We start from the raw sequence: 26,937 nt of genomic DNA, 5'->3' as shown, positions 1-26,937 counted from the left end.
TCATCGCAAGTAACCATTGGGATGGCTGGATTGCCAGCGCCAGGTGTCGGTGACCATATCCTGCAAACTGCGCGTGGCCTTCCAGCCCAGCTCTTTGGCAGCCTTGGAGGCATCGGCCCAGCTCTCGGCGATATCACCGGAGCGGCGCGGCATCATGCGATACGGCACCGGTTGGCCACACGCCTGCTCGAAGGCGTGCAGCACTTGCAACACGCTGTAGCCATCGCCGGTACCGAGGTTCCAGGTGTGAATGCCGGTGCGCCCGGCGATCGACTGCAAGGCCTTCAAATGGCCGTCCGCCAGATCGACGACGTGGATGTAATCGCGCACACCGGTGCCATCGACCGTGGGGTAATCGTTGCCGAAGATCGACAGCTCTTGCAGGCTGCCCACGGCCACCTGGCTGATGTAAGGCACCAGATTGTTGGGGATACCGTTGGGGTCTTCGCCCATGTGGCCGCTGTCGTGGGCGCCGATCGGGTTGAAGTAACGCAACAAGGCGATGCTCCAGCGCGGCTCGGCCTGACTCAGATCGCGCAAGACGTTTTCTACAATCAGCTTGGACTGGCCGTAAGGATTGGTCGGCGTACCCGTGGGGAAATCCTCGCGGATCGGCATTTGCTCAGGCTCGCCATAGACGGTGGCCGATGAACTGAATACCAGGCGAAACACCCCCGCCGCCGCCATCGCCTGGCACAGCGTGATGCTGCCGCTGACGTTGGTCTCGTAGTACTCAAGCGGCTTGCGCACGCTCTCGCCCACCGCCTTCAGGCCGGCAAAATGCAGCACCGCCTCGATGCTGTGCTCGCGGAAAATCCGGTCGAGCAGTGCCCGGTCGCAGACGTCGCCGCGGATCATCCAGGCACTCTTGCCGCAGATGGTTTCAACGGCATGCAATGCCGCTTCGCTGCTGTTGCAAAGATTATCCAGTACGACAACTTCATAACCTGCTTCAAGCAGTGCAAGTGTGGTGTGCGAGCCGATATAGCCGGCGCCACCCGTTACCAGAATCTTCATGGCGAGGTCCGTCTTTGGATGAGTGACAAATAGCGTGTCAAGCCTCAATTGCTGAAGGTGTGTTGCACTCCACACAAACAAGGCGACAACAACAGAAAACAAATTCAGTTCAATGACTGGCGAAAAATATTTTTGCAAGTCACACTGTATTCGCCGCTACTTATTAGCACCGCTAGTGCATTCATCACTATCAACAGATACCGACTAAAAATAACTAATAACGCACTTGCCGACATCTCATAACATTGTCAGGTTTAACCACCGCTATTTATTGCCATTAACAACCTGAGTCAGGTATTAAAGCAGTCGCTCAATACCCATTGAAACTTGCACGCACTTAATGAGTGCGCGCATTCGTTGCCTGTGTTCCATGACTGTCCAGGATACTTTTATGATTCGTAAATGTTTGTTCCCCGCTGCCGGCTATGGCACGCGTTTCTTGCCGGCGACCAAAGCCATGCCGAAAGAAATGTTGCCGATCGTCAACAAGCCGTTGATCGAATACGCCGTAGAAGAAGCGCGGGACGCCGGCCTGCAACACATGGCCATCGTCACTGGCCGCGGCAAGCGCGCGCTGGAAGACCATTTCGACATCAGCTACGAACTCGAACACCAGATCCGTGGCACCGAGAAAGAGAAATTCCTCGCCGGCACCCGCGAGCTGATCGACACCTGCACCTTCTCCTACACCCGCCAGGTGGAAATGAAGGGCTTGGGCCACGCGATTCTCAGCGGCCGCCCGTTGATCGGCGATGAGCCGTTTGCTGTGGTGCTGGCCGATGACCTGTGCCTGAACCTGGAAGGTGACGGCGTCCTGACGCAGATGATCCAGCTGTACAAGAAATTCCGCTGCTCGATCGTCGCCATCCAGGAAGTCCCGGCCGACCAGACTCACAAGTACGGCGTCATCGCTGGCGAGCTGATCTCCGACGGCATCTACCGGGTCAACAACATGGTGGAAAAACCGGCCCCACAAGATGCGCCATCGAACCTGGCGATCATCGGTCGCTACATCCTCACGCCGGACATTTTCGACCTGATCGCCGACACCCAACCGGGCAAGGGCGGCGAAATCCAGATCACCGACGCGCTGATGAAACAGGCGCAGAACGGTTGCGTGCTGGCTTACAAGTTCAAAGGCATGCGCTTCGATTGCGGAGACGCCGAGGGTTACTTGCAGGCGACCAACTTCTGCTACGAAAACGTCTATCTCAAGGGCCGCTGAGACGGCTCCGCTCCTTACTCCACGAGGCCACCATGAACATTGCACAACATTCCGTAGAGATTGAACGCGAGGTGGGCAACCTCGGGGTGATCAGTTGGTTGTCGCGCCACCAGCCGTTGCCCAGCGCCAACGAATCCTGGTTGGGCACGATTTTGCTGGTGGAGCGCATCGGTGTGTTTCCCGCATCGGGAGATATCCGCCGGCCGATGCGCGACCCCTACCCCCTGCTCGCGCATTTGAAGGCAATTTACGCAGAGCAAGCCCTGGAAATCGATGACGGCGATGGGCTGAAAGTGATCTTCGGCGACTGGCGCTTTCGCGTGCGGATTTGCTGCAACGACCCGGCGATCATCATCAACGTGGAAACCCGTTGCGATACGCGCTTGATGCCGCAGAAGCTCACGGAACTGCTCGATCAGATCGACACGTTCACCGACGCCTGAACTGTCCCCTGTAGGAGCTGCCGAAGGCTGCGATCTTTTGATCTTGTTTTTAAAAGACAGGATCAAAAGATCGCAGCCTTCGGCAGCTGCTACAGGGGCTAGTTATTGCAGCGTATGTGGGTGCCGGTGATCCAGGCGTAGAAGTAATCGGCAATCACCTTGCCGCCCGTGGCCGGCACGGGATGAATCTTGTCCGGGCCGATCATTGCAGCGGCATACCGCTTCACATCGGGACCGAAGGCGCATTGCAGATTGGTGTACCCCAGACGCTGCTCACGCGCCCAAGGCGCCAGCACCTGCGCATACGCCGACATCGGGTAAGCGCTGGAGCGCGTGGTGTCCTGACGCATGATCAGGTTGATGCTCGCCTGCGGTTGAATCTCGCGCAGCATGCCCACCAACCCCTGAACATTCTGCAAGTACTGCGCAGGTTTCACGCCGAAACCCTGATCGTTGCCACCGAGCATGATCAGGTACACATCGGCGGGGATCTTCGACACGGCGGCTTTCCACTGAGTCTGCCACTGCGGATCCTGGTGATAGAAGTCCGCCGATGCCGCGCCGGATGCCGCCAGTTTCGACACGCGTACACCGTTCTGATCGTTGCTCATCCATAGGCCGAACAACGTGGGCGCGCCCTTCACCACTTCCAGTTTGAACGACCAGTCTTTCGCAGCGGAGAGCCCCGTGAGCGCTACCTCCTGAACGCCTGAACCTTCAATTTTAAGGGGCTGCCAGTCTTGTGCGGGTGACCAGCGATAGCGGATTTCGCTGGGTTCGCCATTACCCAGGTAAAGCAATTTCGCCTGGGTAACCGCTGTATCGATGCGCGGTGAAGGACTGGCATCCACCCGCAACCAAGCGCCGGGACGGCCTGTCACCGTGCGACTGTCCGGGCTCGCCTGCCCAAGGTCGGAAACTTTCCAGCCACCGGCAAAATACTTCTCACTGCTGCGGGTGTATTTGAAATGCGTACCGCCCAGCGCTGCGCCGTGATTGAACCCGACATAACCGGGCCCGGCAAAACCGACCTCCCCCGCCACGCGCTGCACCAGTTTGTTCAAGTAGAAATCCTGCCCGGCGCTGTAGCTGTCGCCAATCACCGAGACCGACAACACCTTACCCGCCTTGCCTTCACGCCACTGCGCAAAACGCTCACGCGCATCGCCCACCTCAACCACCGACGCTGCAACGGGTTGCGCGTCATCCACTGCCAACATGCAAAATCTCCTTCAGCCCGTAGGGCCACTTCGCGAGCAGGCTCGCTCCCACAGGGATTGTGGTCATCCGCTAAATTCATTCACACCTGATAAACCTGTGGGAGCTGGCTTGCCAGCGATGGGGTCCGGTCAGACACAGATGCATTGCCTGACAAAACGCCATCGCTGGCAAGCCAGCTCCCACAGGGATTGTTTGACTACAGAGATGATTGGGTCTGCACCACCGGGACGACAGGCACCACCGGTTTCTTCTTCGCCGCGCGTTCGCCAAGGAACAGCACCGAGGTGAAATTGAACCGGCTGAAAATCATCGACAACACCACCGGCCCCAGCAACCCGAAGCTCAACCCGCCCAACACCAGCAGGCTCTCATCCTTCACCCCCAAACGTCCCAGCACAAAGCGCGACGTCGCCGCGAACAGCACGTGGAACAGGAAAATCGCATAGGAATACCCGCCCAGCCAGGTCAGCGCCTTCGAGCGCATATCACTCGACAGCAACGCGATGCACGACACACAGCCCACGGTCAGCCCGATCAGACTACGACGATCAACAATCAATTCACGATCAATCGCCGCCACGTACAGCAACGTCAACGAGATCAGCACAAACACCAACGGCCCGATCACCTTGAACGTCTGCTTCAACCGGTCGACGTTTTCCTGGCCAATCATTCCCGCGACAAAAAACGGCAGCAGGTAAATCGCGCCATTGATCCCGAACGCATCGAACTTGAACGGCGGCAGCAGAAACAACAGCGCCGCAAACGCGAACAAGCCATACAAGCGCGTCGCCGAACGCAGCATCCCGCGCCACTCCAGCAGCCCGACGAACATGAAAATGATGAACACCGCCTGGAGGAACCAGAAGTGGTTGATCGGCACCCAGAACGATAACAACGCGTCGATCACGCCGACGTCCTTGTTGACCCCCGGCCCCACCGCCTGCAGCACCGAAAACGGCACACCGACGCAAAACAGCGGCACGATCAAGCGTCGTACCTTGCCGCTGAAGAATGCGGAAAAGTCATTGCCGCGAATTTTGTAGATCGAATAGATGTACCCGGAAATAAAGGTGAACAGCGGCATGCGCACGTACACCATCGAATCGGCAATCACCCGGAACGGCGAACCGATGTCGATCTTCAACCCGCCGCCCAACGGCCCGATGACGTGATAGAGCACCAGCAGCAGGCACGCCAGGCCGCGCAGGGTTTCGATCTCCAGGGACTTTTTCTTGCTCGACATAAAGCACCTGCCTCAATTCAGAATTCTTGATTCAACCTGCACCGGTTTGTTCGCCCGCAGCATCAAACCGAGGCCGACGAACAACACCGGCACCACCATCGAAAAGTGCCGGGCGAAAGAGCCGAAGTCCGGTTCGAACAAACCCTGCACCAGCAGAAACGCCATCGGGATCGCGATCAGTTCCTTGGGTTTGGTCTGGATCGGCGCGCCTTTGTAATCGGTCGAGGTAATGACCTTGAACAGCAGCAGCGCGGTCATGATCATCAACGACACGAAGATCACCTGGCCCGGGCCGGACAACAGAATCAGTTCCACCGGGAACGACAGCCGGAAGAAAATGATCATCGAATCCAGCGCCTGCGAGACGAAGTCGCTGCCGCTGAGCCACGACACGATCAACGATTTCGAGCCCTCCTCGCCCGCCGTGCGCAGTTCGTTGTTACTGGCGCGAATCGACGACACCGGGAAGCCCAGCGCTAGCTGGATCGCCGTGGCCACCGCCAGATAGAACAGGAACAGCATGAGGAAGAAGGTCGTGCGCGAGACGTACTTCTTCATCACGCAGACGCCCACCCATGACAGCGAAAACAGAATCCAGTACGGCCGGATCAGCACGCCGTAGATCACTGCCGATAAGAAAAACCCGCCGCGATATTTGCGCGTCAACGAACTGAGCAAAATGCTCAGTACGGCGACCGACACGATGATTTCCTTGGTCAGGTTCTCAAGAAAGAACGAACGAACAATGCCCCACAGACACAGCGTGCCGAAGATCGCCAGCGGCATGCGCCGGAACACCACCACTGGAATCGCCGTGAGGAAAAAATTGCAGAACATGCCGTAAGCCCAGGCATTGGTCAGATTGATCCCGGTGGGCCGCAGCAGGAACGCCGAACACTCGTAGGACGAGCGATCCGGCGAGAACGGGTTCCAGAAATTGCAGTTGTCGGCCCGCGCGTAGGACGACCACAACGTCATCGCATCCGGGCCTGGATCGCGGGGGATCAACAGCGGCATGGCCACCGACAGAAACAGCCCGGTGAAGAGGATCAGGAACGACAGCGAAGAGTCGAGTTTCTTGCCGCGAAACTCGATGCGCGGCAATTTCAGGCCCATGACAACGCAGCCTTTTTCGCTGTCGTCACACGGGTCAACAAAGCAATCACACTGAGCTGCACAACGATCGCGAAGACGTTGCCCCACGCCGCGCCGTAGATCGAATAGTGCTTGATCAACACATAGCTGACCGGCACCGACACCAACAGACAGATCGCCGCACTGGCGAGCGAAACCCGGCTGTTTTTCGAGGCAATCAGGCCGCCCCAGACGATGTCGCCGATCGCCCGCAGAGCAAAGGAAAGGATCAGCACGCCAAGGATCGCATTGTCCGGGCGCGGCACACTGGTGGCGACGTAATCGAGCGCCACGTTGAAGAACAGATAGATCGCCACTGCCACGGCTGCCGACACCACCAGCGAGCGCATGACCCACTTGTTGACGAACAACTGCTTGACCGTGAATGACTGTTGATCCGCCTGGAAACGCTTGGCCAGCACCGGGATGCCGACAACGGCTACTACCGCGTACGACAACGCTTGCAAGGTATTGGCCGCCGACCATGCGTAGACGTATTTACCAAGGCTGGCGTAGGGTTCCAGGTCGATGATCAGAAACCGTTCGGCATATTGACTCAGCGCGATCAGCCCGGTGCCGAGATAAAACGGCAAACCGGCCTTCCACACCGTGCCGGCGGCCAGTGTGCCCGTCGTCCGCCCCTTATGCACCCTCACCACAATCAGGTAACCGGCGAAGATCACCAGCACATTGGCAATCACCCAGAGCCAAAGCACGCTGGCCACACCGGAAATCCAGCCGAGCATCATGCCGCCCACGGCCAACAGCGCCCAGAGACCGGTCTTGATGAAAAACAACACGGCGCCGGCTGTAGCTTTCTGTGCCGAAAACACAAACGAATTGATTTCGAACGACAGGTGTTCGGTGAGCAATACCAGCGTCACGCAAAGCACCACCGCCGCTGTTGCCTCGACCTGTTGGAACAGCGAGTAGATCAACACCGTCACCAGCGACAACGCCAGCCCCACGGACAAGTACAACAGCAGCACCTTATCGACAACCTTTCGCGAACTGCCGCCGACACTGATCAGCCGATTGATTTCAGAGCTGAAGCCCACGCTGTAGAACTTTGAGGCAATGAACGAAGCCGCCATCACCACGCCGTAAAAACCCAGGGCGTCGTAGCCCAGATAGCGGGTGATCGCCAACACCAGCAAAAACTTCGCGCCTAATGCTCCGCCGCGAAGCAACAGCCTGAATATCATCGAACGATACCTTTGATGATGTCGTCCATGGCCACGGTTTTCGCCTCGATCTCGCGGCAGGTATCGGTCAGGCGCTTACCGAAATTCGACAGCGCATTCGGCGCGTAAACCGTATTGATGATGGTGTCGACATCGATGTCGCCGCCATTGATCACCCAGTCCTCGACGCCCATGTCCTGATAGGCGCCAAAGCCTTTGCGCTCGTAGCTGATGTGGTAAGCGGGCACGCCGGACAGCAACGATTCGATGGCGCCGTGCAAGCGCACGGAAATCACCAGGTCCGGTTGATACTTGGCGATCGTGGCTTTCAACGACAGCAAGTCTTCGGTAATGCCCAGTTCGCGATAGAACGCGCCGTCATCGTTGCCACGCACTGCGCTTTGCACGGCGCACACTACTTGGCTTTTTTCCTTCAGGCGCTGCAGCAGCAGCTTCAGGTTGGCGACGTAGGCGACTTTCTTGTCTTTGCTCCACTCCGGTGGCTTGCGCAACACCACACAGACAGTGGCCGGCGACGCGGCGCAACGGGTGAACTTAGGCTGCTGAAGGATTTTGCTCGCCAGCGACTGCACGGCCAGGTCCGGCGCACGGTAGACATTTTCATAAGCGTCGAAGATCGCCGAGGAACGGTTGTCGCGCACAAACACCGCGTCGGCGCTGGCGTAATGCTCGACGATTTTGCTGCTCTCGCCGTGGAATGGCCCGATGCTTTGCGGCAGGTATACCGACGGCACCTTGCTGAGGATCGCGGTTTCCAGTTGCTTGGCGTGGCCGAGCTTCAGTTTGATGTGCTCGAAAGCGCTTTTCGAACGCATGTAGCCGCCACCGACGCCAACAATCAGGTCAGTTTTCTTCAACAGATCCGCCAGCCCGGCATAGGACTGGTTAAGAAACACTGCCTGCTTGACCCGGCCCAAACCCTTGGCCGCCATGACCGGCGCGTCGAAACGCGGGTGCGGCAAGTAGCTGAAAGAATCCGGATCGGAGGCGACCACGCTGATCGCGGTGTCGTCACCAAAGTTGCGCTGCACCAAGGCAATGGCCAGATCGACGAGCAAGCCGTCACCGGAGTTGGACGCACTGTAGCCATGCAAAATCGTTACGTTCATAAGCTGAGTTCTACTTAATAAGTGGGAGCGCAATACACGTCATAGGTCTGGCGGATCATCAACGCGGCGCTGAAGCGCTCGCGGACGATGCTGCGCCCTTCGCTACCGAGGTCGAGCAACCGCGGCTTCTGGATTTGCGCCAGCACATCGGCCAGCGCCTGGTGATCACCGGACGGAAACACGTAGCCAGACACACCGTGTGTGACCAGTTCCGGCAGCGAGGTGCAATTGCTGGCGATCACCGGTAGCCCCATGGCCATGCCTTCCAGCGGCACCATGGCAAACCCTTCCCAGCGACTCGGGACGATCAGCGCATCGGCTTTCTGGTACAGCGCCTGCACTTCGCTCGGCGTGACCCACGGCAGGTATTCGACCGAATCCATCGGCGGGCACTCGACCGAATCCTCGTTGACCGCGCTGCCGACCACCGTCAGTTTCAGATCATTGCGCTGCACCTTGGCGAAGGCCTTGAGCAACACGTCGAAGCCTTTCTGGTAGTCGAGACGACCGACGAACAACAGATGAATCGGCTCGGGGCTCGCGGCTTTCGGCGCGTCATCCTTGTGATGAATGCCGTTGTAGATCAGCTTCATCCGTTTGCGCTCGATGCCAAACCGCGCGGCTTTGTCGAGTTCGTACTGGCTGACGCAAATGATCACGTCGGTGACTTTCTGCAGCACTCGCTCGATCCACGCATAGACTTTCTGCTTGATCGGCGAGCTTTCCATCAGGAACGAAAACGCGTGCGGACAGTAGACAATTTTCGGCTTGCGCCACGGTCGCAGCAGCACACACACGCAACGGCCGATCACCCCGGAAAAGGTGCTGTGCAAATGCACCACATCGGGTTTTTCCTTGAACAGCACTTGCCCCAGACGACAAGCGAAACGCAGCAACGACGACACATTGCGCCCGGTGCGCGGAAACGTGCGGATCTGCTGCGCTTGAATGCCGTGCAGTTCTTTTGCCTGATCCTCCGGCACCAGATACACCAGCTCGTAGTTCGCCGCATCGCCCTCGGGGGAATCCGAGATCGTGCGGATCACGGTCGCGACGCCACCTTTGATCGTCTCTGCCACGTGCAGTATTTTTTTCACAAATCACCCACTTCAAACAGGAAAAAACAGTCGCTGACAGTCAGGATTTGTCGGACGCGTATTCGTAGCTGTAGCCGTAGCCACCGTTGCCGTAGTAGCTCGCGGCACGCTTCTCGACGCCATTGAATACCGCGCCTTTCAACTCGATGCCGTTCTGCGCGAAGCGGCGGATGGTCAGTTCGATCTCCTTGGCCGGGTTCACCCCGAAGCGCGTGACGATCAAGCTGATGCCCGCTTCACGGCCGACAATCGCTGCGTCGGTCACCGCCAGCAGCGGCGGCGTATCGATGATCACCAGGTCGTAGCGTTCGCTCAGCTCGGCGAGCAAGTCGCGGAAGTTGGCGTGCATCAACAGCTCGGAAGGATTGGGCGGCACCTGCCCGCGACTGATGAAGTGCAGGTTGTCGACTTCGACTTTGTTGATCGCCTGGTCGATGCTGCAGCGCTTGACCAGCAGGTCGGACAAACCGTTGGTGATCGCCGTGTTGAGGGTTTTGTGCAGATGCCCTTTACGCATGTCGGCGTCGATCAGCACCACGCGCTGGCCGCTCAGCGCCATGACCGCCGCGAGGTTGGACGAAACAAAAGTCTTGCCGACCTGCGGGCTCGGCCCGGAAATCATGATGCGGTTGTTGGTCGAATCGAGCCCGGCGAAATGCAGGCAGGTGCGCAGGCTGCGGATCGATTCGATCGACAGATCGGTCGGGTTGCGCAGCGCCAGCAGGTAAGCCGGCTTATCCACGCCGTCGCGGGCACGCCCCTTTTTGTTGTCCTCTTCCTGCTGCAACGCGCTGTAAGGAATCGACGCGTAGACCGGCAAACCGAGTTGCTCGATGGCTTCCGGGCCTTCCAGGCCTCGGCTCAGGGATTTGCGCAGCAGCACCAGGGCCACGCCGACAAAGGCACCGAAGAATGTCGCGATCAGCACGATCAGGGCTTTTTTTGGTTTGACCGGGCTGGTCAGGTCGACGTCCGCGGTGTCGATCAGGCGCACGTTGCCGACCGCACCGGCGCGGATGATGTCCAGCTCCTGGGATTTGTTCAGCAGTTGCGTGTAGATCTGCGAAGCGACTTCGACATCGCGGGTCAGGTTAAGCAACTCTTGCTGCGTGGCTGGTAAGTCACCGACCTTGCCTTCGAGCGACTTCTGCTGCTGCACCAGTTCACCGAGTTGGCTCATCAATGCACGATAGGCCGGGTGCTGTTTGGTGAACTTGCGATCCATCTCCGCCTGCTGCATTTTCAGCTCGGAGATCCGCGTTTCCAGCGCCACCGACTGACCGAGCACCGATTGCGTTTCCAGCGAGATGTTCACGGTCTTGCCGTGGGTCTGGTAAGCATTGAGCGCGTCGCTGGCCTTGGCCAGATCACGCTTGACCTGCGGCAACTGGCTTTGCAGAAAGGCCAGGCTCTGCGCGGCTTCGGCCGAAGTGCGGCGCACGTTCTGATCGACGTACAGTGACGCGATCTTGTTGAGAATCTTCACCGCTTCTGCGGCGTCGCTGCTGGCGAGCGCCAGCTTGATAATCCCCGATTCCTTGCCCTGCTCGGAAATATCCAGCGCGTCCTGATAGCCCTGAATGGTCACGATCCGTGGGTTGCGCACCACTTCGAAACGCGTGCCGGGGTTGGCCAACAACTGGCTGATTTGCCCTTCTACGCCGTCCTGCGCGAACGCTTCACCGGCGACGCCGTCGGCCAGCAAATTGTCGTTGTCATCGAACAACTGAAAGCGGTGTTGCTCGCCAGCGACCAAGGTGAGTTTCTTGCCGAGCAGTTCTTTGGGCAGATTGAGCCGGGCGAACTCCAGACGCTCACCGCCCCAGGCATAGCTGCTCAGGCCGAAACGCGGCGCGGCGACGCTGGTGTCGGTTTCACCGCGATAACGCCGGGCGAGAAAGCCACCGATGACCGGGAAGGTGTTGGGTGTAACGTCGATGTCCAGGCGCAGGTCGTCGACGGTTTTACCGATGACGGCGCGGGACTTGATGATGCCGATTTCGGTCACCGACGGCGACTGCCCGCCGAGCATGCTGTTGAGGTCGGAGAAACCGAGCATGTCGTTCTTTTTCGGCTCCACCTGCACCAGCGCGTTTGCCAGATACACCGGCGTTGCCAAAACCGCATAGGCCACGCCGGTGACCATGAAGGCGCCGGTCAGGGCACCGATCAACCACTTCTGGTCAATCAGGCTGCCGAAGATGCCGAGCAGATCAATACTGTCTTGATCATTGTCGCGGGTGCCGATTACTGACGGTAACTGCATAAGTCTGTTCTTACCATTCACTGTTCTGAAGAATATTGATCAATGCCCGAGGCGCTGCGCCCATGAACTAACAGCATCTTCAATCAATGCATGAGCATGAATAAAAGCGGCCTTGCCTTGACGATACGGGTCTTGTATTTCGCGCTCGCTCTGCCACTTGCCGAGCAGAAACACTTTGCCTCGCGCATGAGAGGCAATCTTCAGTACTTGATTTACATGCTGTTTTTCCATGACCAGAATCAGGTCTGAGTCATTGACGATGTCCGATGTCAGTTGCCGTGCCTTGAAGGCTTCGGCACAGTGCCCATGGTCTTCGAGCACCTGCCGGGCCGAAGGCTCGACGCCCTCACCCACGCGTGCAGCAAGGCCTGCGGAGGCCACCGTGATCGCCGAGGAGCCCAGCGCGTTGCGCAGCAACAGTTCGGCCGTAGGACTTCGGCAAATATTGCCCACGCAAACAACGAGGATCTTTCTGAACAAGGTTTTACTTTCCTGTGTAATGTCAAACGGCCAACATCCCGAGGGCATTTGAATGAACCCTCAAGATCTTCCTGCACTCAGAAATAGATTCGCCCTGTTAGTACTGGAGCATTAAGTACCACAGCGTTTAAAAGCGCCCCAACCACAATTAGCGGACTAAAAATAACTGTGATTTTCAGATCTTTGTTTTCCGACAAAAAATAACATTCGTGCACTAAGTGCCATCACCTCACTCGAAAATTGAGCAACGAGATCATTCTTCGTAGTTGTCACTTCTCTTCGGGAGAGCAGACATGAAAATCAAACATCTCAAAAAAATCGGCGCGCTGGCGCTGATGATCGCGGGCGCTACCACTCAGGTTCATGCGAGCGAAACGTTTCCCAACCTTCCGGCCAAGAACATCGGCGTTCAGGTGAAGATTCAAAACTTCTCTGCCGCCGACGCCGCGCAAATCAAATCGGCAGGTTTTGGTTTTGTACGCTTCGGCGTGTGGAGCGACAGCCTGACGGCCAAGGCTTATCAGAAACAGGTCAGTGATGCGTTTGCGGCGGCTGGATCGGCCGGTCTGCCGGTGCTGTTGACCGTGCGCGCGATCAAGCCGTTGACGGCCTCACCGGACAACACCGCTGAGTTGGCGGGCGCTGGCGAGGCATTTGCCAAAGCCGTAACAGGACTGGAAACCTCCTACGGTTCGCAATTGGTGGCGATTGAACTGTGGAACGAACCGGATCTTGAGACCTACTGGCCGACACGAAATTTCGACACGACCTTCGTGCCGTTCATGAGCGCCGTGTGCAAGTCGTTGCAAGGCAAACCGCCAGCAACACCGGTGGTCGGTTACGGTTTCGCCCGGCCCCCGACCGCAGGCTCGGCCTCAACCGTGGCGCTAAACCGCATCGTCAGTGAATACCCGAAATGCCTGAGCGCCGTGTCCTATCATCCCTACGGCATGACCGCCACGCAGATCAGCAACGCGCAGGCGTTTATCCAGCAAAACTTTCATTTACCGGGCGTGATCAGTGAATGGGGGATCTCGGCGCTACCTTCCAACGGCGGTGCCGAAGGACAGGCGAGCAAGATCAACGCGTTCATCGGCGACGTTAAAAAACTCAAGATCCCGCTGACCTCCATCTATGAATGGAAGAACAGCGACTCCGGCAGTAACGAGCGAGAGAAAAACTTTGGCTTGCTGACCTCGGACGGTCAGCCGAAACCGGCGCGAATGTCGATCGAAGCCTTGTTGAAGGCCGAGTAGGCCCGTGCAACCGACCTGTTCACAGGTCGGTTGCTTTGAACCTGTTGGCTGTTTTGGCATTGTATTCATCGATAGCGCGCCCCACCTTTCAAACAATCGTCCTCAGGTTGTTGCCACAGGGGCCATCGATACACATATGTACCCTTGAGTGGCTGTCAGCGCTCGGGTAATGTCATCAGACCCATAGGACAGAGCACGCCCATGACTTCCAAGCTGGAACAACTCAAACAGTTCACCACCGTTGTTGCCGATACTGGCGACTTCGAAGCGATCGCCCGGGTCAAGCCGGTCGACGCCACCACCAACCCTTCCCTGCTGCTCAAGGCGGCGGCCATTCCGGCGTACGCCGAGCTGCTGAATGCCTGCGTCAGCGACTGCAAGGGCGATGTCGGCCTGGCCAGCGACCGTTTTGGCGTCGCCGTCGGCCAGGAAATCCTCAAGGTGATCCCGGGCCGCATCTCCACCGAAGTGGATGCGCGCCTGTCGTTTGATAAAGATGCCGTGCTCAAACGCGCGCATCGCCTGATCGAGCTGTACGACAAGGCCGGCATTGGCCGCGACCGCGTACTGATCAAGATCGCCTCGACCTGGGAAGGCATCCGCGCCGCCGAAGTGCTGGAGAAGGAAGGCATCCAGACCAACCTGACCCTGCTGTTCTCCTTCGCCCAGGCCGCTGCCTGCGCCGACGCCGGTGTATTCCTGATTTCGCCGTTCGTGGGCCGCATCTACGACTGGTACAAAAAGGCCAACGGCAACGACTACACCGGCGCCGATGATCCGGGCGTACAGTCGGTGACACGCATCTACAACTACTACAAGGCCAATGACTACAAGACCGTGGTCATGGGCGCGAGCTTCCGTAACCTCAACCAGATCGAGCAACTGGCCGGCTGCGACCGCCTGACCATCAGCCCGGACCTGATCGACAAGTTGGCAGCGGACACCGGCAAACTGGAGCGCAAACTGGCCCCAGGTCACGCCGGTGAAGCCCGTCAGAGCCTCAATGAAGCGCAATTCCGCTGGTTGTCCAACGAAGACGCGATGGCCACCGAGAAACTGGCCGAGGGCATTCGTCAGTTTGCTCGCGACCAGGAGAAGCTTGAGGCGCTGTTGCAGGCCAAGCTGTGATTTGAGTTATTGAAATGCAAAAAGGGCGAACCCGCACAGGTTCGCCCTTTTTCATTTTGCCTGCACTGATAAATGTATCGACCGACTCGACGCTATCGCGGGCAAGCCCGCTCCCACAGAGTATGTGGAGAACCTGAGTTTCAAATTTCACGCGATCATTGTGGGAGCGGGCTTGCCCGCGATGAGGCCGGCCGGGACAACACCTCATGAGATCAGTGTCTTTCGAGGGCATTGACCAGGTCATGGAACGCTTCACGATTGGAGTCGTTCAGGCCCATGAGGATCTTGTGCGCTTCAAGCACCTTGATCCGCACCACTTCTTCCGACTGGTCCTGATCCGGCAGGTCGTCCAGGCACTCCGGGCACGGCACCGGGTGGTTGACGATGTTGAACACCTGCTCGAAACCCATCGATTGCAACAGACGGGTGATGTCTTCGTGGGTGGTGACGACAGTCGGCAGCAGGCCGACCTTCTGCCGCGACAGGATCGACAGCTTGGCCAACAGGCCCAACGTCGTGCTGTCGATGCTGCGGGTTTCGGTCAAATCGATCACGATCGCGTTGAAATTCAGCGCGGTGAAGATTTTCTCAATAGTCGCATCCAACGCCGAACACAGGGTCAGGCGAACTTCACCGACGAACTTCAGGACGAAGGTGCCGTCCTGCTCGGCGAACTGGATTCTACCGGTACTCATTAAAGATTCCTGCTCAACACCAACAGGGCGATATCATCCGGCATCTCCCCTAGCGTGGCCAATCCGAACACTTGCCGCAGACCATCCAGGCTGCCGCCCGCCGACTTCACCCGTTGAGGCAAAGCGGCTTCTTTTTCTTTGAGCGTAGGTTCTGGCAAAAGATCCAGAATGCCATCAGACATCAGCGTCAGGCTGAACGTCGGCGGCAGCTCAAGCACGTGGTCTTCGTAGGTGGCTTCATTGAAGAGGCCCACCGGCAGACCGCGTCCTTCCAGATAACGAACACTGTCAGGCGTGTACAACACAGGCAACGGCAGATGGCCGCCGATGCTATAGGTCAACAAACCGGTCTCCTCGTCGATGACTCCACCGACCATTGTGACGTGTTTACCCAGCTTACAACTGATCAGCCCCCGGTTGATATGACCAAGGACTTCCGAAGGCTTGAATTCCGGCAAGGTGCCGTTGCGCTTGGATTCGAACAGCAAGCGCGTGGTCATGAACTTCAACAGCACCGTGACGAAGGCTGAGGAGGCGCCATGACCGGATACATCTGCCAGGTAGAACGCAACCCGGCGCTCGTCGACCCGGAAATAGTCGACAAAATCACCCGACAGGTACAACGACGGGATGATCTGGTGGGCAAACTTGAACTCGTCGATGCTCCACGGGCTTTCCGGCAGCATGTTCATCTGCACCTGGCGACCGGCGTTCTGGTCTTCCTGGAGCAGGTTCAGGCTGGCCTCAAGCTCGCGATTGGCCTTTTCCAGCTTCTCGCGGTAGCGCTGGTTTTCCAGCAGCAGGCGCGCACGATCCAGGGCCCGGCGCACGGAGTGCTCGAGCACGGCCAGATCTTCGAGAGGCTTGATCAGGTAATCCGCCGCGCCGAGGCGCAGGGCCTCGACCGCGTCGTTCATCACGCCGGCACCCGAAACCACGATCACCGGCGTTTGCGGTGACAGCTCGGTGACCTGACGGATGAGTTCGAGACCGCCCATCTGCGGCATGCGCAGATCGCAGATGACCAAGTCGGGCTGTTCTTGCTCGAATACCTGAAGACCCTGTTGGCCGTTGCTGGCCTGCAGGACGCTGAAACCACTGTCTTCCAAATAGGCCGCGAGGCTCGCGCGCACTACTTCGTCATCATCGATTATCAGCAGCGTGGCACTGGTTTTTGGCATGTGGGCAAACGGCGCCAGAATTAGGTTGGCGTAGTTGGCGGGGCATTTGGCCCTGCGCAGACTACTGGATTCGCTTTCTAGCCTCTCTGCTGCACCGCTTTCGAGCATTGGCCGTGAACGCGGTTGCACCAGAGGTGCCCTTCTAAGGCGCAGACGGTACTCCCATCCGCGGGGTGTTTCAAGCTTGCGCCGATGGTCGCTTGACGACTTTACTTGTCAAATCACCGAGAGTTATAAGAACAGCTCAAACCGTAACCCAATGGAAGGACGACGCCATGAGTCAAACCGGTCGGGACTACAGCGAAAAGCGCGATTTCATCCGCATGCGGGTCGATGCCGATGTCGTGTTGATTCATCAAGGGGATGAGGTTTCAGCGGTGTGCATCGATCTCTCCAGCAGCGGCATGCAGGTCGAAGCGCCACGCCAGTTCGCGGTCGGTGATCGCTTGAGTGTGCGGATCGACTCCGATCATGCGGCGCTCAGCGGGCTTGAAGCCGAGACCGAAGTGGTCTGGGTCCGGTCACAGGATGGCGGCGGCCAGAAGCTCGGCCTGACCATCCTGGAGATGAAATAGCTGCACACAAAAAAGGCGACCCTGAGGTCGCCTTCCTTTTACCGGTCGAGATTAAAAATCGTCTTCGACCTGGCCATCCTTCACTTTGAACTCGCGGTTCTGCAAGTAAGCGTTGCGGATGAAGGTGTATTTGTCGCCGCTGATCAGCTTCTCGCTCGACAGCAGGCTGGCGCGGGTGTCGACGATGTTCAGGCCGAAGATCGAGTTACGCACCGGCACATCGTTGATGTAGCGGTACATACCGGTGTAGCTGTCGACATACTTGGAAGGCGCGTCACGCAGGGTGCTTGGTCCCATCAGTGGCAGCATCACGTATGGACCGCTGCCGACGCCCCAGTAGCCGAGGGTCTGGCCAAAGTCTTCGTCGCTGCGGTTCAGGCCCATTTGGGTGCCGACGTCGAAGAAGCCGAGCAGGCCGAACGTGGTGTTGAAGATCAGGCGTGCAGTGTCGACGCCGGCCGCAGCCGGTTTGGCCTGCAGGATGTTGTTGGCCAGGTTGGTGACATCACCGACGTTGCGAAACATGTTGTGGATGCCGTCTTCGAGGAACTGCGGCGTCACGAACTCATAACCCTGCGCCAGCGGTTTCAGGGCGTAGGTGTCGACGAAGTCGTTGAACTGGAAGATCGGACGGTTGACGCTTTCCCAAGGGTCTTCTTCCGTTGCGGCCTGAGTGGCGAACGGAGCCAGCAACAAGCCGGCACATACACTTAGCTGAGCGAGCGGATTGCTCCAGCGCATAGAAAAACTCCTTGGATTTGTACTGTCGCAGGCGACGGGGCCCACGGTTCAAGGGCGACAGTATAAGCGCAAACGGCGTTTTGGGCAGTCCACCTGAATTTCGTCTGTAGGACGTTTCCCGCAGGCCTGTCATCCAACTGTCACTGACCGCCCCTAGCCTTGACGCTATTTCAGGGACGTTTCCATGTCACAGGCCGAAACCTTGCCCCTCGCCGTGCCCAGCCTGACTGCCGTGTTGTTCGGACTCAGCGGTTGCCTGGTGGATTTCGGCGCCCGTACACGACAGCTCTCCAGCGTCTTGCCTGAACACGCCGAAGCCACTCCCGGCGCACTGGAGAGTCTGCACAGCCTGCAACGCCAGCGAATTCCGTGTGCGTGGATGGATGAATTGCCTTCGGCCCTCGCCCTGCCGCTGTCGGCTGCCTTGCCGACGTGGGTGAAGCCATCGCAACATTCCGCAACAAACAATCCATGGCCTGCTCCCAACGCTTGCTGGCAAGCATTGATGGGGTTGAACGTCGATCATCTGGACGGCTGCGTACTGGTCAGCGGCGAGCCGCGATTGCTCCAGGCCGGCCTGAATGCCGGGCTGTGGACCATCGGCCTGGCGTCTTGCGGTTCGCTGTGCGGCCTGGCGCCGAGTGAATGGCACGCCCTGGCGCAAAAACAACGCGAGCAATTGCGCGGCAAAGCCACCGTGCAACTGTTCGGGCTCGGCGTGCACTCGGTGATCGATCATCTTGGCGAGCTCGACACCTGCCTGGCAGACATCAGCCTGCGCCGGTTCAAAGGCGAAAAGCCCTGATCGGGATCATGCAGGTTTGACGCGAGTGGATTAATCTAAAGGTCAGCCATAGACCTTTGGCGCGCGGCTGCGGTCAATGCCAGTGCCTCTCGATAAAAGGAAAACACCATGCCCGCCCAAGAACTGCAGAAACAGCTCGATACCCTGCGCGAGCAGCTGGAGCAGAATCCACCGCTGTCGGAAGCTGAACGCGAAGACCTGCATGCGCTGATGGCGCAGATTGAATCGGAAATAAAACTGGAAACCGCCACGCAAGATGCGAGCATCGCCGACGGCGTGAACCTGGCGGTTGATCGCTTTGAACTCGAACACCCGGCCATTGCCGGCACCCTGCGCAATATCGTCAACGCGCTGGGCAGCATGGGGATCTGAGTACCAAAATCAAAAGATCGCAGCCTGCGGCAGCTCCTACAGATGTTCAATGTAGGAGCTGCCGCAGGCTGCGATCTTTTGATCTTACTGACGCACCAACCGATGGTTCGGCAGCTGCACGTTTTCGGTGCTGCGATACGGGTTGATGTCCAGACCACCGCGACGCACGTAGCGTGCAAACACCGTGAGCTTCTCAGGTTTCAGCAGCCGCTGCAGATCAAGGAAAATCCGCTCCACACACTGCTCATGGAAGTCCGAATGCTGGCGGAAGCTGACGATGTACTCCAGCAAGCTCGCATGATCCAGCGCTGAACCACGATACTCCACCACCACCGTGCCCCAGTCCGGCTGACTGGTCACCGGGCAGTTGGATTTGAGCAGATGGCTGTGTACCGTCTCTTCGACAATCCGCGAGTCATCGCAACGCAGCAGTTCCGGGCGCGGATGCTCATAGTTGCTGACGCTGATATCCAGATCATCGATGCACACGCCCGGCAAAGCCACAACGCCTTCCGCCTCAACATCCTTCAGGCTACGCACGCGCACGCCAACCGGTTTGCCGGCAGCGGCTGACAGGTCCTTGACCAGCGTCGCTTCCAGCGTCGCAACGTCGGCAAACGGCGTCTGGTTCAACGAGTTCAGATACAGCTTGAACGACTTCGATTCGATGATGTTCGGCGAATCCGCCGGGATGCTGAATTCAGCGATCGCCACCACCGGCTTGCCGGATGGCAGCAGCCACGACAACTCAAAGCAGTTCCAGAAATCCACACCTTTATACGGCAGGGTCTCGGCGGTCAGGCCCAGCTCGGCCCATTTCGCGGCGCGCGGAATCGGAAACAGCAGGGACGGCGTGTACGTGGCAATGTATTCGCTGGATTTGCCCAGCGGCGAGTGTTCGGCTGCGGGATGCATGGCGGAAACCTGACTGAAGAATCAGCGGATTCTACCAGCCTTTGCGCGTGCCTTTGAGTGCTTACTGACTGACAGTCAATTTGCCGACCATGCCCGCCTGGTAATGGCCGGGAATATTGCAGGCGAATTCCAGGCTCGTCGCCTTGCTGAAGGTCCAGGTCAGTTCGGCAGTCTTGCCCGGCTCGACCAGCACGCTGTTCGGATCGTCATGCTTCATGCCCTGGCCCATCGCTGCGTGATCCATACCGGCCATGTCGTGGGACATTTCTTTCATGCCGGTAGGCGTGAGCATGCCGCTTTGCTGCATCTGCAACATTTCCTGCTGATGTTTGGCATGCATCGCCGCGTCACCGAGGTTGAATTCATGCAGTAACTGGCCTTTATTCACCAGCACAAAGCGAACGGTCTCACCGGCCTTGACCTCAATTGCCTTGGGATCGAAAGACATGTCATTCAGCACCACTTCAACACTGCGCGTGGCTTGGGCTGCGGGCGCCGGCTGGCCGAAATCATAGGTATGGGCTGGCGCGGCCCACACTGGCGAACTCAGCGCCAACAAACACAAGGCCAGGGATTGGCGTAAAAACATGGTCGTTCTCCAACAAGATAAGGTTCAGCCTGTGGGAAACTCTAGCGGGCCTGAGCTGGCATCTACCTGACCGGCAGATTACAACTTTGTCAGGTTGGCGTTTGTCGCGGGCCCGCAAGGTATAACGCTTTCATTTCTGCACCCCGAATCCACTGAGTCGCCCATGAAACTGCTGATCGTCGAAGACCAAGCGAAAACCGGCCAATACTTGCACCAGGGTCTGACCGAGGCCGGGTTCAACACCGAATGGGTGGCCGACGGCAACAGCGGTCAACAACTGGCATTGAGCGGTGATTATGCGCTGCTGATCCTCGACGTGATGCTGCCCGGGCGTAACGGTTGGCAGATTCTGCAAACAGTGCGCAGTGCCGGGCTGGATACGCCGGTACTTTTTCTGACGGCCAAAGACGCCGTGGAAGACAGGGTTCATGGCCTTGAGCTGGGTGCCGACGATTATCTGGTGAAACCTTTCGCCTTCTCTGAACTGCTGGCGCGAGTGCGCAGCCTGTTGCGTCGCGGCAGCGCCACACCGCAGGAAACCAGTCTGCAACTGGCGGATCTGCGCCTGGACCTGATCCGCCGTCGGGTCGAACGCAGTGGCCAGCGCATCGACCTGACCGCCAAGGAATTCGCGCTGCTGGAGATGCTCTTGCGTCGCCAAGGTGAAGTCCTGCCGAAATCGCTGATCGCCTCGCAGGTCTGGGACATGAATTTCGACAGCGACACCAATGTCATCGAAGTGGCGATTCGCCGCTTGCGTCTGAAGATCGACGACGAATTCCCCAACAAACTGATCCACACCGTGCGCGGCATGGGTTACGTGCTTGAAGAGCGTTGTGCCTGATGCGCCGCTTGTCCCTGAGTTCACGTCTGGCGCTATTGTTTGCCGCTTGCACCGCCGTGGTATCGCTGTTCGCCGGGGTGTTGTTCAACCGCGCCAGCGAGGCGCACTTCATCGAGCTCGACCAGCAACAACTGGATGCCAAACTGATCGGCCTGCGCCGCGCCCTGCAAAATGTGCAGCCCGCGGAAAGTGCCGCACGGCTGGCCGATGAGCTCAGCCGTCAGGCCGACTTGTCGCTGAGGATCACCGGCGGTGACGGCCAACCCTGGTATGACAGCTCGACGCTGATCCCCAAGGATTTACCGCCACCACCCGGTCTATCGACGATCAGCAGCGCCGGCACCGATTATCGGGTGCTCAACGCCCCGCTCTACCCGGACAAAACTGATTCGCCGCAACTGACCCTGTTGCTCGACATCACCCATCACCAGCACTTTCTGCAGCGCATGCAGCATCTGATATGGCTGACCGTCGGCCTTTCGGCGCTGGCCACCGCATTACTCGGTGCCTGGGCCGCACGCAGTGGCTTGCGCCCGTTACGGCGCATGAGCGCGGTGGCTCGCGGGATTTCCGCACACTCGCTCAACGCCCGACTGCCAGAAGCGCAAATTCCTCCCGAGCTTGCGGAAATGGCCCACAGCTTCAACGCCATGCTCGCCCGCCTCGACGACTCGTTTCAGCGGCTCTCGGCGTTCTCGGCCGACATCGCCCATGAACTGCGCACACCGCTGTCGAACCTGCTGACCCACACGCAAGTCACCCTCACCCGCCCACGGCCGATCGAGGATTACCGCGAAGCGCTGCACAGCAACCTCGAAGAGCTGCAATGGATGGCGCAACTGGTCAACGACATGTTGTACCTGGCCAAGGCTGACCACGGTTTGCTGATGCCCAAACGTGAAGCGCTGGAACTGGCGGATGAGGCGGATGTGTTGCTGGAGTTTTTCGCACCGCTGGCGGAGGACGCCGGGGTCAGTCTGGCGCGCGAAGGTCATGCGCGGATCGACGGTGACCGCAGTATGTTACGGCGAGCCTTATCGAACTTACTGGATAACGCGTTGCGGTTTACCCCGGCTGACGGCGGAGTGAATGTGCGGATCGTTGATCAACCGAGCGCTGTGCGGGTTTCAGTCGAGAACAGTGGCGAGGGGATTTCAGCTGAGTTGTTGCCAAGGCTGTTTGACCGGTTTTATCGAGCCGATCCGGCGCGGCAGGAAGGCAGCAGTGAGCATGCGGGGTTGGGGCTGGCGATTACGCAGTCGATCGTCCGCGCGCATGGGGGGCAGATTCATTGCGAATCCGAGGCGGGTTGGACGCGGTTTGTGATTGAGTTGCCTCGAACCTGATCATTCCCACGCTCTGCGTGGGAATGCAGCCCGGGACGCTCCGCGTCCCCTCCAAAGCCGAACGCGGAGCGTCCGTTGAGGCATTCCCACGCAGAGCGTGGGAACGAGCATGGTGTGGCTTACGAATATCTCAGGGCGTGAGCCGGTTCGATCTTCGCCGCTCGCCACGCCGGATACACCGTCGCCAGAAAGCTCAGAATGAAACCCGCCGAGCAGATCAACAGCACATCCCCCGCCTGCAATTCCGACGGCAGATTGCTGACGAAATAGACGTCGGAACTGAAAATGTGCTGGCCGCTGACTCGCTCGATCCAGCCGACGATCTGACTGACATTCAGCGCGGCAATCACACCCAACACGCCGCCAATAATGGTGCCGACAATGCCGATGACCGTGCCCTGCACCATGAAGATCGCCATGATCTGCCGTGGCGTGGCGCCGATGGTACGCAGGATCGCGATGTCCGCGCCCTTGTCATTCACCACCATGATCAACGTCGCGATGATGTTGAACGCCGCCACCGCGACGATCATCAGCAACAGCAGGCCGATCATGGTTTTTTCCATTTTCATCGCGCTGAACAGGCTGCCCTGGGTGTGCGTCCAGTCGTCAGCCTTGAACTCGGCGCCCAGACTGGCGGCGATGTCCGCGGAGACTTTCGGCGCGGCGTACAGGTCCTTGACCGCCAGACGCACGCTCTGCACCTGATTCGGTTCCCAGTGCTGCATGGTCGCGGCATCGGAGACATGGATCAGGCCCATCGAGCCGTCCAGTTCAGCGCCAACCTTGAACACGCCCACCACGTTCAGTCGTTGCATGCGCGGGGTGATGCCACCCGGTGCAGTGCTGACTTCCGGGACGATCAGGGTGATCTTGTCGCCGACATTCAGACGGAAACGTCGTGCAGTGATTTCACCGATCACCACACCGAACTCACCCGGTTTCAAGGCATCAAGACGGCCCTGCACGATGTGCTGGGCAACAATCGAGACCTTGCCTTCCTGGGCCGGATCGACACCGCTGATCTGAATCGGCTGCATCAAACCCTTGTAGGAAAGCATGCCTTCCATTTCGGTGAATGGCACAGCGGCAGTCACTTCAGGGTTTTTCATTGCAGCGGCGGCGACGGGCTGCCAGTCATCGATCGGCTTGACGCCAACGATGGTCGCGTGCGGCACCATGCCGAGGATGCGCGAGCTCATTTCGCGCTGGAAGCCGTTCATCACCGACAACACCACGATCATTGCCAGCACGCCGAGGGCGAGGCCGATCATCGAGGTCATCGAAATGAACGAAACAAAGCGATTGCGGCGCTTGGCGCGGGTATAGCGCGTGCCGATAAAGATCGATAACGGTCTGAACATTCGCTGGGGCACCGTATAAAAATAAAAGACCCGACGCCGTTTCCGGCGTCGGGTTTCAGCCAATCAGATAGGCGTGAGGCGACCTTCTTGCAGGTGCAGTACGCGATCCATCTGGCGGGCCAGGTTCATGTCGTGAGTCACCACCAGAAACGCGGTGCGCATTGAGGTGCTGAGTTCCAGCATCAAATCCTGAATGCCCTGGGCGGTGTGGGAGTCGAGGTTGCCGGTCGGCTCGTCGAGCATCACCAGGCCTGGCTTATTCACCAGAGCGCGAGCGATGGCGACACGCTGACGCTCACCACCGGACAATTCGGACGGTTTGTGCTCCAGACGATGGCCAAGGCCGACGCGTTCCAGCAAAGCGGTCGCGCGCTGACGGGCTTCCGGGATCGGCGTCTTGCCGATCAGCAGCGGCATGCAGACGTTTTCCAGCGCGGTGAATTCCGGCAGCAAGTGGTGGAACTGGTAAACGAAACCGAGTGCACGGTTGCGCAGCAGGCCGCGCTTCTTCTCGCTCAGCGCCGACAGTTCTTCACCGTCGAGCCACACGCTGCCCTTGGTCGGCGTATCCAGGCCACCGAGCAGGTTGAGCAAAGTACTTTTGCCCGAACCCGAGGTGCCGACAATCGCCACACGCTCGCCCGGGTGCAACTCCAGTTGCAGGCCGGCCAGCACTTCGACCGACTCCGGGCCTTCCTCGTAGGATTTGCCCAGGTTGCGGCAGCTCAAGATTGCTTGTTCACTCATGCCCGACTCACTCATAACGTAGCGCCTCCGCCGGCTGGGTGCGCGCGGCACGCCAGGCGGGATACAGGGTGGCGAGAAAACTCAGAACCAACGCCGCGGCGCAGACCATGACGACATCCTGGCTCTGCACCTGCGACGGAAGATAATCAATGAAATACACGTCAGCATTAAGGAATTTGTGGCCGATCAGGCCTTCCAGTGCCGAGATCGCGGCGCTGACGTTAAGCGCAGCGAAAATACCGACCACCGCGCCAATCGCCGTGCCGACCACACCGATCACCGTGCCTTGCACCATGAACGTGCGCATGATCGTGCCCGGCGTCGCGCCCAACGTGCGCAGAATGGCGATGTCGCCCTTCTTGTCGTTCACCACCATCACCAAAGTGGAAATAATGTTGAACGCGGCAACGGCGACGATCAGCAGCAACAACAGGCCGATCATGGCTTTTTCCATGCGGATCGCCTGATACAGATTGCCGTGGGTACGTGTCCAGTCGCGGGCGTAATAATGGTCTTCGCCAAGCTGCTGGGCGATGTTCCATGCCACACGCGGCGCCTGGAACAGGTCGTCGAACTTCAGGCGGATGCCCTGCACCTGATCCGGTTTCCAGCGGTGCATCTTCGCCAGATCCTGCAGGTTAGTGACGCCCAGATAGCCGTCCAGCTCACCGGCGCCGACATGGAAAATGCCGACCACGGTAAAGCGTTTCATGCGCGGGAACATCCCGGCCGGGGTCACGCTGACCTCCGGCGCGACGAAGGTGATCTTGTCACCGATGCCCACGCCCAGCTTGGTCGCGGCCTTGTCGCCAATGACGATGCCGAAGCTGCCCGGCGTCAAATCGTCGAGTTTGCCCTGCTTCATGAAGTTGTCGATGATCGACACGTTGCGCTCGAGCGCAGGGTCGATGGCATTGAGCAACACCTTGGAGACTTGGCCGTTATTGGTCAGCAGACCCTGCATCTGGGTGAACGGCGCAACGGCCGTCACCTGCGGGTTCTGCTTGACCTTGGTCGCCAGGCTTTGCCAATCGTTGATCGGCTCGGTGGATTCAATGGTCGCGTGGGGCACCATGCCCAGCACGCGGGTGCGCATCTCATGATCGAAGCCATTCATCACCGACAGCACGACGATCATCACGACCACGCCAAGGGCGAGCCCGATCATCGAAGTCAGGGAAATGAATGACACAAAATGATTGCGACGCTTTGCACGGGTATAACGCGTGCCGATAAATACGAAGAGAGGTCTGAACATGTCGGGGCTTGTTCGGAGGGAAAAGGAACGTCCTTGTGGCGGGGGTCGATAACCAGCTTTACACTCAGACCACCGCCGCTACCATGGGTTCGCCATGTCGACATTAGATGAAGAAGATCGCCGCGAATACTATCGTATCGAGGACACGATCGCACTGGAAATTCGGCCCCTGTCCGCTCCCGAAGCCGCAGGCCAGGAAGTGTTGCAGGATGCTTCCCCACTGTTCAACCTGCTCAGCGAACTGCACCTGAGCGAATTCGAGTCGCAGCACCTGTTGCGCCAGATCAGCGAGCGCGACCGGGCTATTGCCGCGTTCCTGAAATCACAGAACAAACGCATCGACCTGCTCAGCCAGGTGGTCGCCCTGACCGTGCTCGGCCACATTGGCGAGCCGCAACCCGTGATCATTTCCGAAGGCGGGATCGACTTCCAGCACCCGACGCCGATTGCCGCTGGCGCCCACCTGTCGGTGAAACTGGTGCTGATGCCGCAAGCGCTCGGCCTGTTGCTGCGCGCCCGCGTCACCCATTGCGACCGCAAGGGCGACGGTTATGACATCGGCACCGAGTTCGAACACTTGACCGATGCCCAGCGCCAGTTGCTCGCCCGCTATATCTTGCAGAAGCAGGCCCAGGAACGACGACTGGCCCGCGAACAGAACGAATCAGGCATTTAATT

At 58.7% G+C, this 26,937-nt stretch carries 27 protein-coding genes; 10 read left to right on the top strand and 17 right to left on the bottom strand.

All coding sequences use genetic code 11. From position 1 onward, the window contains the following. Complete coding sequence (gene galE, locus EJA70_RS00440) at positions 1-1,017, bottom strand: UDP-glucose 4-epimerase GalE (protein ID WP_008087692.1); 1,017 nt, start codon at positions 1,015-1,017, stop codon at positions 1-3. 391 nt (positions 1,018-1,408) lie between these two features. On the opposite strand from galE, the gene galU reads away from it, so the two are divergent. Both galU and EJA70_RS00430 read left to right on the top strand, forming a co-directional pair. Then, positions 1,409-2,242 carry a UTP--glucose-1-phosphate uridylyltransferase GalU gene (gene galU, locus EJA70_RS00435; protein ID WP_008087693.1) on the top strand — a complete coding sequence of 278 codons (834 nt, stop codon included), beginning with the start codon at positions 1,409-1,411 and terminating at the stop codon, positions 2,240-2,242. 32 nt (positions 2,243-2,274) lie between these two features. Beyond that, on the top strand, positions 2,275-2,685 hold the full coding sequence (locus EJA70_RS00430; RefSeq protein ID WP_158828875.1) for a mannose-1-phosphate guanylyltransferase: 411 nt from the start codon (positions 2,275-2,277) through the stop codon (positions 2,683-2,685). A gap of 98 nt (positions 2,686-2,783) precedes the next feature. Here EJA70_RS00430 and EJA70_RS00425 read toward each other — a convergent pair whose 3' ends face one another. The 8 genes from EJA70_RS00425 to EJA70_RS00390 form a co-directional block, all read right to left on the bottom strand. Beyond that, positions 2,784-3,905, bottom strand: coding sequence for a GDSL-type esterase/lipase family protein (locus EJA70_RS00425; protein ID WP_158828873.1), 1,122 nt, complete (start codon positions 3,903-3,905; stop codon positions 2,784-2,786). 197 nt (positions 3,906-4,102) lie between these two features. Then, the gene (locus EJA70_RS00420; protein WP_158828871.1) at positions 4,103-5,152 is read right to left on the bottom strand and encodes an acyltransferase family protein; all 1,050 of its coding nucleotides are present in this window, start codon (positions 5,150-5,152) and stop codon (positions 4,103-4,105) included. Between the two features lie 12 nt (positions 5,153-5,164). Continuing rightward, entirely contained in the window at positions 5,165-6,268 is a 1,104-nt protein-coding gene (locus tag EJA70_RS00415) for a hypothetical protein (protein ID WP_008087701.1), read from the bottom strand. Beyond that, positions 6,259-7,491, bottom strand: coding sequence for a phosphoribosylaminoimidazole carboxylase (locus EJA70_RS00410; RefSeq protein ID WP_158828869.1), 1,233 nt, complete (start codon positions 7,489-7,491; stop codon positions 6,259-6,261). Before EJA70_RS00410 ends, EJA70_RS00415 begins: the two co-directional genes overlap by 10 nt. After that, complete coding sequence (locus EJA70_RS00405) at positions 7,488-8,600, bottom strand: polysaccharide pyruvyl transferase family protein (protein ID WP_158828867.1); 1,113 nt, start codon at positions 8,598-8,600, stop codon at positions 7,488-7,490. Before EJA70_RS00405 ends, EJA70_RS00410 begins: the two co-directional genes overlap by 4 nt. Before the next feature lie 14 nt (positions 8,601-8,614). Further along, positions 8,615-9,697, bottom strand: coding sequence for a glycosyltransferase family 4 protein (locus EJA70_RS00400; RefSeq protein ID WP_158828866.1), 1,083 nt, complete (start codon positions 9,695-9,697; stop codon positions 8,615-8,617). Between the two features lie 40 nt (positions 9,698-9,737). Further along, positions 9,738-11,963 carry a polysaccharide biosynthesis tyrosine autokinase gene (locus EJA70_RS00395; RefSeq protein ID WP_158828864.1) on the bottom strand — a complete coding sequence of 742 codons (2,226 nt, stop codon included), beginning with the start codon at positions 11,961-11,963 and terminating at the stop codon, positions 9,738-9,740. A gap of 39 nt (positions 11,964-12,002) precedes the next feature. Beyond that, entirely contained in the window at positions 12,003-12,443 is a 441-nt protein-coding gene (locus EJA70_RS00390; RefSeq protein ID WP_158828862.1) for a low molecular weight protein-tyrosine-phosphatase, read from the bottom strand. A 293-nt stretch (positions 12,444-12,736) separates the two neighbouring features. Here EJA70_RS00390 and EJA70_RS00385 point away from each other — a divergent pair, with 293 nt between their 5' ends. After that, a complete protein-coding gene (locus EJA70_RS00385) occupies positions 12,737-13,699 on the top strand; it encodes a cellulase family glycosylhydrolase (RefSeq protein WP_158828860.1) in 963 nt (320 codons plus the stop codon). A 201-nt stretch (positions 13,700-13,900) separates the two neighbouring features. Continuing rightward, positions 13,901-14,827 carry a transaldolase gene (tal, locus tag EJA70_RS00380; RefSeq protein ID WP_008087712.1) on the top strand — a complete coding sequence of 309 codons (927 nt, stop codon included), beginning with the start codon at positions 13,901-13,903 and terminating at the stop codon, positions 14,825-14,827. A 212-nt stretch (positions 14,828-15,039) separates the two neighbouring features. Here the strand turns inward: tal and rssC are convergent, their stop codons facing one another. Continuing rightward, on the bottom strand, positions 15,040-15,522 hold the full coding sequence (gene rssC, locus EJA70_RS00375) for an anti-sigma factor antagonist RssC (RefSeq protein WP_003226553.1): 483 nt from the start codon (positions 15,520-15,522) through the stop codon (positions 15,040-15,042). Next, the gene (gene rssB / locus EJA70_RS00370; protein ID WP_045123320.1) at positions 15,522-16,703 is read right to left on the bottom strand and encodes a two-component system response regulator RssB; all 1,182 of its coding nucleotides are present in this window, start codon (positions 16,701-16,703) and stop codon (positions 15,522-15,524) included. The genes rssC and rssB overlap by 1 nt, the downstream gene beginning before the upstream one ends. Positions 16,704-16,978: 275 nt before the next feature. On the opposite strand from rssB, the gene EJA70_RS00365 reads away from it, so the two are divergent. Continuing rightward, complete coding sequence (locus tag EJA70_RS00365; RefSeq protein ID WP_008087716.1) at positions 16,979-17,278, top strand: PilZ domain-containing protein; 300 nt, start codon at positions 16,979-16,981, stop codon at positions 17,276-17,278. Between the two features lie 51 nt (positions 17,279-17,329). Here the strand turns inward: EJA70_RS00365 and EJA70_RS00360 are convergent, their stop codons facing one another. Beyond that, positions 17,330-18,019 (bottom strand): VacJ family lipoprotein, encoded by a 690-nt coding sequence (locus tag EJA70_RS00360; protein WP_158828858.1) that lies wholly within the window; start codon positions 18,017-18,019, stop codon positions 17,330-17,332. 184 nt (positions 18,020-18,203) lie between these two features. On the opposite strand from EJA70_RS00360, the gene EJA70_RS00355 reads away from it, so the two are divergent. Together EJA70_RS00355 and EJA70_RS00350 are read left to right on the top strand one after the other, a co-directional pair. Then, a complete protein-coding gene (locus EJA70_RS00355; RefSeq protein ID WP_158828857.1) occupies positions 18,204-18,824 on the top strand; it encodes an HAD family phosphatase in 621 nt (206 codons plus the stop codon). Positions 18,825-18,932: 108 nt separating this feature from the next. Further along, positions 18,933-19,196 (top strand): DUF4404 family protein, encoded by a 264-nt coding sequence (locus EJA70_RS00350; protein ID WP_008087721.1) that lies wholly within the window; start codon positions 18,933-18,935, stop codon positions 19,194-19,196. An 84-nt stretch (positions 19,197-19,280) separates the two neighbouring features. Here the strand turns inward: EJA70_RS00350 and queF are convergent, their stop codons facing one another. Further along, positions 19,281-20,111 carry an NADPH-dependent 7-cyano-7-deazaguanine reductase QueF gene (queF, locus tag EJA70_RS00345; protein ID WP_158828855.1) on the bottom strand — a complete coding sequence of 277 codons (831 nt, stop codon included), beginning with the start codon at positions 20,109-20,111 and terminating at the stop codon, positions 19,281-19,283. Between the two features lie 61 nt (positions 20,112-20,172). Further along, positions 20,173-20,700 (bottom strand): plastocyanin/azurin family copper-binding protein, encoded by a 528-nt coding sequence (locus tag EJA70_RS00340; protein ID WP_158828853.1) that lies wholly within the window; start codon positions 20,698-20,700, stop codon positions 20,173-20,175. 163 nt (positions 20,701-20,863) lie between these two features. Here EJA70_RS00340 and EJA70_RS00335 point away from each other — a divergent pair, with 163 nt between their 5' ends. Both EJA70_RS00335 and EJA70_RS00330 read left to right on the top strand, forming a co-directional pair. After that, entirely contained in the window at positions 20,864-21,544 is a 681-nt protein-coding gene (locus EJA70_RS00335; RefSeq protein WP_158828851.1) for a heavy metal response regulator transcription factor, read from the top strand. Beyond that, entirely contained in the window at positions 21,544-22,890 is a 1,347-nt protein-coding gene (locus EJA70_RS00330; protein WP_158828849.1) for a heavy metal sensor histidine kinase, read from the top strand. Before EJA70_RS00335 ends, EJA70_RS00330 begins: the two co-directional genes overlap by 1 nt. Before the next feature lie 119 nt (positions 22,891-23,009). Here EJA70_RS00330 and EJA70_RS00325 read toward each other — a convergent pair whose 3' ends face one another. From EJA70_RS00325 to EJA70_RS00315, 3 genes are all read right to left on the bottom strand, one after another. Then, positions 23,010-24,254 (bottom strand): lipoprotein-releasing ABC transporter permease subunit, encoded by a 1,245-nt coding sequence (locus EJA70_RS00325; protein WP_158828847.1) that lies wholly within the window; start codon positions 24,252-24,254, stop codon positions 23,010-23,012. A gap of 63 nt (positions 24,255-24,317) precedes the next feature. Continuing rightward, on the bottom strand, positions 24,318-25,016 hold the full coding sequence (gene lolD / locus EJA70_RS00320; protein WP_008087731.1) for a lipoprotein-releasing ABC transporter ATP-binding protein LolD: 699 nt from the start codon (positions 25,014-25,016) through the stop codon (positions 24,318-24,320). Beyond that, positions 25,009-26,259, bottom strand: coding sequence for a lipoprotein-releasing ABC transporter permease subunit (locus EJA70_RS00315; protein ID WP_158828845.1), 1,251 nt, complete (start codon positions 26,257-26,259; stop codon positions 25,009-25,011). Before EJA70_RS00315 ends, lolD begins: the two co-directional genes overlap by 8 nt. Positions 26,260-26,353: 94 nt before the next feature. Here EJA70_RS00315 and EJA70_RS00310 point away from each other — a divergent pair, with 94 nt between their 5' ends. After that, entirely contained in the window at positions 26,354-26,935 is a 582-nt protein-coding gene (locus EJA70_RS00310; RefSeq protein WP_158828843.1) for a PilZ domain-containing protein, read from the top strand. Positions 26,936-26,937: the final 2 nt, after the last annotated feature.

The organism is Pseudomonas sp. PB103 (assembly GCF_009764635.1).
Classification (GTDB): Bacteria; Pseudomonadota; Gammaproteobacteria; order Pseudomonadales; family Pseudomonadaceae; genus Aquipseudomonas.
The sequence above is the reverse complement of the archived record's forward strand: the minus strand, read 5'-3'. Positions and strand labels throughout refer to the sequence as shown.